This is a genomic window from Desulfonauticus sp., from assembly GCF_055126295.1.
Genome location: NZ_JBSRHE010000020.1, coordinates 20,647 through 27,182 on the forward strand (window position 1 = coordinate 20,647; position 6,536 = coordinate 27,182).

6 protein-coding genes are annotated in these 6,536 nt (G+C 41.6%); 5 read left to right on the forward strand and 1 reads right to left on the reverse strand.

Annotated elements, in window-relative coordinates:
- Window positions 1–2: 2 nt before the first annotated feature.
- Genes ACTCIM_RS10320 through ACTCIM_RS10340 form a run of 5 tightly spaced genes read left to right on the forward strand, consistent with a single transcriptional unit; the run spans window position 3 to window position 5,342 of the window.
- On the forward strand, window positions 3–854 hold the full coding sequence (locus ACTCIM_RS10320) for a sulfide/dihydroorotate dehydrogenase-like FAD/NAD-binding protein (protein ID WP_472315465.1): 852 nt from the start codon (window positions 3–5) through the stop codon (window positions 852–854).
- Window positions 832–2,250: an NADPH-dependent glutamate synthase gene (gene gltA / locus ACTCIM_RS10325; RefSeq protein ID WP_029967578.1), complete on the forward strand. Its 1,419-nt coding sequence runs from the start codon at window positions 832–834 to the stop codon at window positions 2,248–2,250. The genes ACTCIM_RS10320 and gltA overlap by 23 nt, the downstream gene beginning before the upstream one ends.
- A complete protein-coding gene (locus tag ACTCIM_RS10330; RefSeq protein ID WP_464278939.1) occupies window positions 2,250–3,062 on the forward strand; it encodes a PSP1 domain-containing protein in 813 nt (270 codons plus the stop codon). The genes gltA and ACTCIM_RS10330 overlap by 1 nt, the downstream gene beginning before the upstream one ends.
- 19 nt (window positions 3,063–3,081) lie before the next feature.
- On the forward strand, window positions 3,082–4,992 hold the full coding sequence (gene metG / locus ACTCIM_RS10335; protein WP_464278940.1) for a methionine--tRNA ligase: 1,911 nt from the start codon (window positions 3,082–3,084) through the stop codon (window positions 4,990–4,992).
- 11 nt (window positions 4,993–5,003) lie between these two features.
- Entirely contained in the window at window positions 5,004–5,342 is a 339-nt protein-coding gene (locus ACTCIM_RS10340; protein ID WP_464278941.1) for a cupin domain-containing protein, read from the forward strand.
- 131 nt (window positions 5,343–5,473) lie between these two features.
- Here ACTCIM_RS10340 and ACTCIM_RS10345 read toward each other — a convergent pair.
- On the reverse strand, window positions 5,474–6,536 hold a 1,063-nt coding region (locus ACTCIM_RS10345; RefSeq protein WP_472315467.1), incomplete at its 5' end, for a PD-(D/E)XK nuclease domain-containing protein.

Here is a 6,536-nt window from a genome sequence, read left to right on the forward strand (position 1 = left end):
GAATGGGTTTTAAGATTGTAGCCAAGCGAAAACTTATTCCAGGCAGGGTAAGTGAGTTGAGTATTAAGGCTCCAGATATTGCCAGAAAAGCCAGGCCTGGAAACTTTGTCATCCTCCGTTTAACTCCAGAGGGAGAAAGAATTCCTTTGACCATTGCGGATAAGTATCCGCAGAAGGGAGAGATTGTAATTGTTTATCTGGTGGTGGGCAAAACCACTGCCCTTCTGGAGACCTTTGAGGTGGGGGATGAAATTTTGGATGTGTGTGGACCTTTAGGTAAACCCACCTGCATTGAGAAAAAAGGTAAAGTGGTTTGCGTAGGTGGAGGTACAGGCATTGCAGCCATGCACCATATTGCCAAGGGCCATGCTGAAGCAGGCAACGAAGTGATTTCAGTAATTGGAGCTAGAAGTAAGGATTTGCTTTTGTTTGAAGAAGAACTTTCCAGGTTTAGCACCAGGGTTTTAGTGGCTACGGATGATGGTTCTTATGGGCACAAGGGACTGGTCACAGAAGTACTGGAAAACTATCTCCAGGCCGAACCAGAGGTAAAGGAAGTAGTTGCTGTTGGACCTGTGCCGATGATGCGGGCTGTAGCTGAATTAACCAGAAAATATCAGGTTAAAACCACGGTGAGTTTGAATTCCATTATGGTGGATGGCATTGGCATGTGTGGAGCCTGTAGAGTAAGTGTGGGCGGTAAGGTGCGTTTTGCCTGTGTGGAAGGACCAGAGTTTGATGCCCATGAAGTAGATTTTGCTGAACTTATGCGCAGGCTGAGGTCTTATATAGAGCAAGAACAACTTTCTTATAAACAATTTTGTGAGTGCCATGGAAAAAAAGAAAAAAAGTAAAATAAAACCCAGGACTCCCATGCCCGAACAGGATCCTAAAGAGAGGATTCAAAACTTTTCTGAAGTGGCTCTGGGATATTCTTGGGAAGAGGCAGTTCAAGAGGCTAAAAGATGTTTGCAGTGTAAAAAGCCTACCTGTCAGCAGGGTTGCCCTGTGGAAGTGGATTGTAAGGGCTTTATTAAGTTTGTGGCTGAAGGAGACATTGAAAAGGCCTATAAAAAGATTCAGGAAACCAACAGTTTACCTGCGGTGTGTGGGCGAGTTTGCCCGCAGGAGCACCAGTGTGAAGGCAAGTGTAAACTCAATCCCACAGGTGAGCCCATAGCCATTGGCAGGTTAGAGCGCTTTGTGGCAGACTCCTATTATGCCAAACATCCCTGTGATGCTTTAAGCGGGGAAAGTACCTGCCCTATGGTTAGGGAGGACTTAAAGGTAGCAGCTATTGGCTCTGGCCCCAGCAGTTTGACCTTTGCAGGTTTTTTGGCTGCCAGGGGGATAAAGGTAACTATTTTTGAAGCCCTGCACGAACCAGGAGGAGTTCTGGTCTATGGTATTCCTGAATTCAGGTTGCCTAAAAAAATTGTGCATACAGAACTAGAAGCCCTGAAGGCCCAGGGAGTAGAGATAAAGTGTAATTATGTAATTGGCAGTACCCTTTCTCTGGAGGAGTTATTTGAGCAGGGGTATAAGGCTATTTTTATTGGGGTTGGAGCTGGTCTTCCCAGATTTTTGGGTATTCCAGGCGAAAATTTAATCGGTGTTTATTCTGCCAATGAATACTTGACCAGGGTCAACTTAATGCGCGCTTATCTTTTTCCCAAGTATGACACTCCTCTGCCTCAAGGAAAGGAAGTAGTGGTCATTGGCGGGGGCAATGTGGCCATGGATGCAGCCAGGACTGCTTTAAGATTGGGAGCCAGAAAGGTCTCCATTGTATACAGAAGGACCAAGGCAGAGATGCCTGCGCGCAGAGAAGAACTGGAGCATGCAGTGGAAGAAGGCGTAAACCTGGAAATCCTTTCTTCTCCCTTAGAATTTGTAGGAGATGCCGAAGGACGCTTAAAAGCCCTTAAAGTACAAAAAATGGAACTGGGAGAGCCAGATGAAAGTGGACGCAGAAGGCCAGTGCCCATTGAAGGAGCTATTGCTGAGATAAAGACTGATTTGGCTATTATTGCCGTAGGTACCAGGTCCAATCCTTTGCTCCTGGAAGCTACTCCTTCTTTGAAACTCAATAAGTGGGGCTACATAGAAGCTGACCCTGAGACTGGAGAAACTTCTATTCCCAATGTGTTTGCTGGAGGTGATATTGTAACAGGTGCAGCTACTGTGGTTCTGGCTATGGGAGCGGGTAGAAAAGCTGCTAAGGAAGTGGCAAGGAGGCTTTTGGGTTAATGAAGATTGCTGGGATTAAGTTTAAAGATTATGGGCCTGTATATTACTTTTCCTGTGCAGAAGTAGAGGTTCAACCTGGAGATAGAGTAGTGGTTGAGACCCAGGAAGGGCCTGGGCTGGGCACAGTGGTGCTTTTAAAAGATAAGCTTCCTCAAGATTTTAGTGCAGAAGATTTAAAGCCAGTACTTAGACTGGCTACCCAGGAAGACCTGGAGCAAGAATTAAGTAATAAAAAATTAGCCCAGGAAGCCTATAAGTTTTGCAAAGAGAGGATAGAAGCGCGTGAGCTTCCCATGAAACTGGTGGATGTGGAAGTCTATTTTGATCGCTCCAAGATAATTTTTTACTTTACCGCCCCTACCAGGGTAGACTTTAGAGAACTGGTCAAGGACTTGGTCAAAGTCTATCGCACCAGGATTGAGCTCAGACAGATAGGTGTGCGGCATGAGACCCAGATGATTGGGGGGATTGGTAATTGTGGCCAGATTTGTTGTTGCCGCAGATTTTTGCGCAAGTTTGAGCCTGTGACCATTAAAATGGCCAAGGATCAGAACCTTTTTCTCAATCCTGCCAAAATTTCTGGAGTGTGTGGAAGACTGCTTTGCTGCCTGGCCTATGAAGAGAATCACTATCTGGAATTTCAGGAACAATTGCCCAAAATAGGCAAGCGCTATCAGACCCAAAAGGGTTTGTTACGGGTGGTGCGGGCCAATATTTTTAGACAGACCATTACTGTACTCAATGAAGAAGGGCAGGAAGAGGAGATTCCTTTAAGTGAATGGAAATCCATAGTTATGGAAGAAGAAAATTAAAAGCTGAAGGAGAGAAATAGTGAATACTTTTTTTGTCACTACTCCCATTTATTATGTCAATGCTGAGCCTCATTTAGGTCATGCCTATACGACCATTATTGCTGATGCCATTAATCGTTTTTATCGCTTAAATGGCTATGAAACCTTTTTCCTTACCGGTACTGATGAACATGGGGATAAAATTGTTCAGGCTGCAGAAAAGCATGGTAAAACCCCTCAAGAATATGTAGATACAATCAGTAATATCTTTAAAAATACCTGGCCTGGCCTGGAAGTTGAAAATTCCTATTTTATTCGCACAACCAGTGCAGAGCATAAAAAAGTAGTACAGGCTTTTTTGCAAAAGGTTTATGATGCAGGAGATATTTATTTTGGAGAATATGGTGGTTTTTACTGTTTTGGTTGTGAGCGTTTTTATACAGAAAAAGAACTGGTAGATGGTCTTTGCCCTGATCATAAAACTGAACCTACCTATTTGCACGAGAAGAATTACTTTTTTAGAATGAGCAAATACTTAGAGCCCTTAAGGCAATACATTGAAGAGCATCCTGACTTTATCTGGCCAGAGCGTTATCGCAACGAAGTGCTGGGCCTTTTAAAAGAGGACCTGGGAGACCTTTGCATTTCCAGGCCCAAAAGCCGGCTTACCTGGGGAATAGAGCTTCCCTTTGATTCTAACTTTGTCACTTATGTCTGGTTTGATGCCCTTATCAATTATATCTCTGCCCTGGGCTGGCCTGAGGGGGAAAATTTTAAAAAATTCTGGCCCAATAGTTATCACATTGTGGCCAAAGATATTTTAAAACCCCATGCTATTTTCTGGCCTACCATGCTTATGGCTGCCGGGCTTCCTTTGTACAAAGGGCTTAGAGTCCATGGCTACTGGACGGTCGATGAAACCAAGATGTCCAAAAGTTTGGGCAATGTGATAAAACCCCTGGAATTAAAGGACAAGTACGGATTGGCTCCCTTCAGGTACTTTTTGTTGCGAGAGATGCATTTTGGCCTGGATGCCAATTTTTCAGAAGAGGCCTTTGTCAATCGCTTAAATTCTGACCTGGCCAATGACCTGGGCAATCTTTTTAGTCGTGTTTTGACCATGACCAACAAGTATTTTGCCGGTAAGGTACCTTCAGCAGGTAAACTGGAGGCAGAAGATGAGGCTGTGATTGGGATTGGACTGGAAAGCATAGCCAATTTTCAAAATCTTTTTGCCCGTTTTCAATTTGCCAGGGCCCTGGAGAGTTTGTGGGAGTTTGTGCGTTATTTAAACAAGTATATTGACCAGACTGCTCCCTGGCAATTGGCCAAAGAAAAACAAGAAGAGCGTTTGGCCACAGTAATTTACCTGCTTTTGGAGGGTCTTAGAAAAATTGCCCTGCATTTGTGGCCAGTTATGCCTTCGGTTAGCGTGGAGATGCTAAAGCAGCTGGGGGTGGACTTTGAGGTGCAAAAGGTGGATTTGCTGGCTGAAAGTAAAGAATGGGGTAAACTGGAAGCAGGGTTAAAGGTAGCCAAAAAATCCAATCTTTTCCCCAGGCAGGAAATTAAGCTGGAGCAAAATAAAGAAGCTGCTTCTTCTGCTTCACTTAAGGAGAAAAAGGAGTATGTTTCTTTTGAAGACTTTAAAAAACTGGATTTAAGAGTGGGCAAAATTTTAAGCGCCACCAGGGTGGAAAAGTCAGATAAACTTTTAAAGCTGGAAGTGGACTTGGGTGAAGATAAACCCAGGCAGATTATTGCGGGTATTGCTCCTTATTTTTCTCCTGCAGAGCTAATGGGAAAAGAAGTGATTGTGGTCAGCAACCTGAAGCCCAGGAAGATTTTTGGTCAACTTTCTGAAGGTATGGTTTTGGCTGCCAATGATGGGCAAAGTTTTGCCCTCTTAACAGTGTCTAAGGAAGTTAAAGAAGGCACAAAAATAAGTTAGGGAGTATAGTTATGCAAGGTCCCAAACCCTTTTTAGAACCAGGTAAGGTAAGTGCTCTGGCCTCTTTGGTTAATTATAACCCTCAGGCTATTGTGAGTAGAACCCTGATTCAAAACCAGGCAGGCACAGTAACCATTTTTGCCTTTGATAAAGAACAGGCTTTAAGTGAGCACTCTGCGCCTTTTGATGCTCTGGTGCAGGTTTTAGATGGCGAAGCTGAGATTACCATTGCTGGAGAAAAACACCTGGTAAAAGCTGGAGAAATCATTTTAATGCCAGCTAACATTCCCCATGCTGTAAAGGCCGTAAGTGCCTTTAAAATGTTGCTTACCATGTTAAAAAGCAAGTAGCTTTAAGAGCAATACACCTGGGAAGGAGTAACGCTTTAAGGCGATATAGTATTCCCAGGTGTAAATTAAGTTTTATCTTTTGAAACTTGCCAGTAAAGATGCCGCCAAAAGCTTTCCATCAAGCAACTTTTTTATAGAATTGCTCCTTTCATCCCTAACATCTCCCATTCAAAATTTACAACATTCTTTTCCTCAGAGCTAAATTCTATACCCACCAGGTAAATTTCTTTAGATTTATTTAAATACTTCTGTGCATAATCTCTTTCTTTTATCTGTTTTAAGGCTTCTCCTTTCTTACCATCAACCTTAAATTCCAGAATGTAAATTTTATCCCCTACAAATAAGGTCAAATCTATTCTGCCTTTATTTGTTATATCTTCACCAATAAGGTCTATCCCCAGCGATGAAAGGTAAGTATATACTACGCTTGCATAAAAACACTCATACAAATTTAAATCATTTTTGGTATAATTTGTATATGGTATTGAGGAAAATAGAGAGACAAGAGTTTTTTTAAAATCTTCAAGCTTTCCATAATAAAGAGATTTTATCAGTGATTCTTTAATTTTAGTATCGCTATTATAAAGATAACGAATTATGTAGTCACTTAAAGATATCTGAACTTCCAGATTGGGTATTCGAAGTTTGTATTCTATAGATTGCAAAAGGTCATTGTGTATAACTTTATCTATGGTCAAATAACCTGATTGATAGAGTAACACCTCTAAATCCATATACTCTATGTCAAAACTTGATAGTATTTTCTTATCCACTGTGAGGTTAGTAAGATTCGGTAAAAAGTAGTTTTTTTCTTTTATTAATTTAATCAAAAAGGACGGAGTACCTGTCTCAAACCAATAATTATCAAATATATAATCATTGGCTATAAACTGCAATATATCAAAGGGATTATAAACATTATCCTTTAAAAAATTATAGCCATTATACCACCGTTTCACCTTTTCCATATCCACCTTTTCTAAGTAGGGCTTAAAAATTGTCTCTAAATCATGCTGGGTATAGCCGCAGATATTTCCAAATCTTGGATTTAGGGATATGTCAGTTAGCATATTTAAGCCACTAAAAATTGATGCCCTGGAAAACTTGCTAACCCCTGTTAAAAAGGCAAATCTGATATATGCATCGTTATCTTTGATAATAGAGTAAAGCCCACTTAAAAATTCTCTATTTATC

Coding starts and splice junctions, on each gene's coding strand:
- ACTCIM_RS10320 (WP_472315465.1), top strand. CDS start 3: ATGGGTTTTAAGATTGTAGCCAAGCGAAAACTTATTCCAGGCAGGGTA.
- gltA (WP_029967578.1), top strand. CDS start 832: ATGGAAAAAAAGAAAAAAAGTAAAATAAAACCCAGGACTCCCATGCCC.
- ACTCIM_RS10330 (WP_464278939.1), top strand. CDS start 2,250: ATGAAGATTGCTGGGATTAAGTTTAAAGATTATGGGCCTGTATATTAC.
- ACTCIM_RS10340 (WP_464278941.1), top strand. CDS start 5,004: ATGCAAGGTCCCAAACCCTTTTTAGAACCAGGTAAGGTAAGTGCTCTG.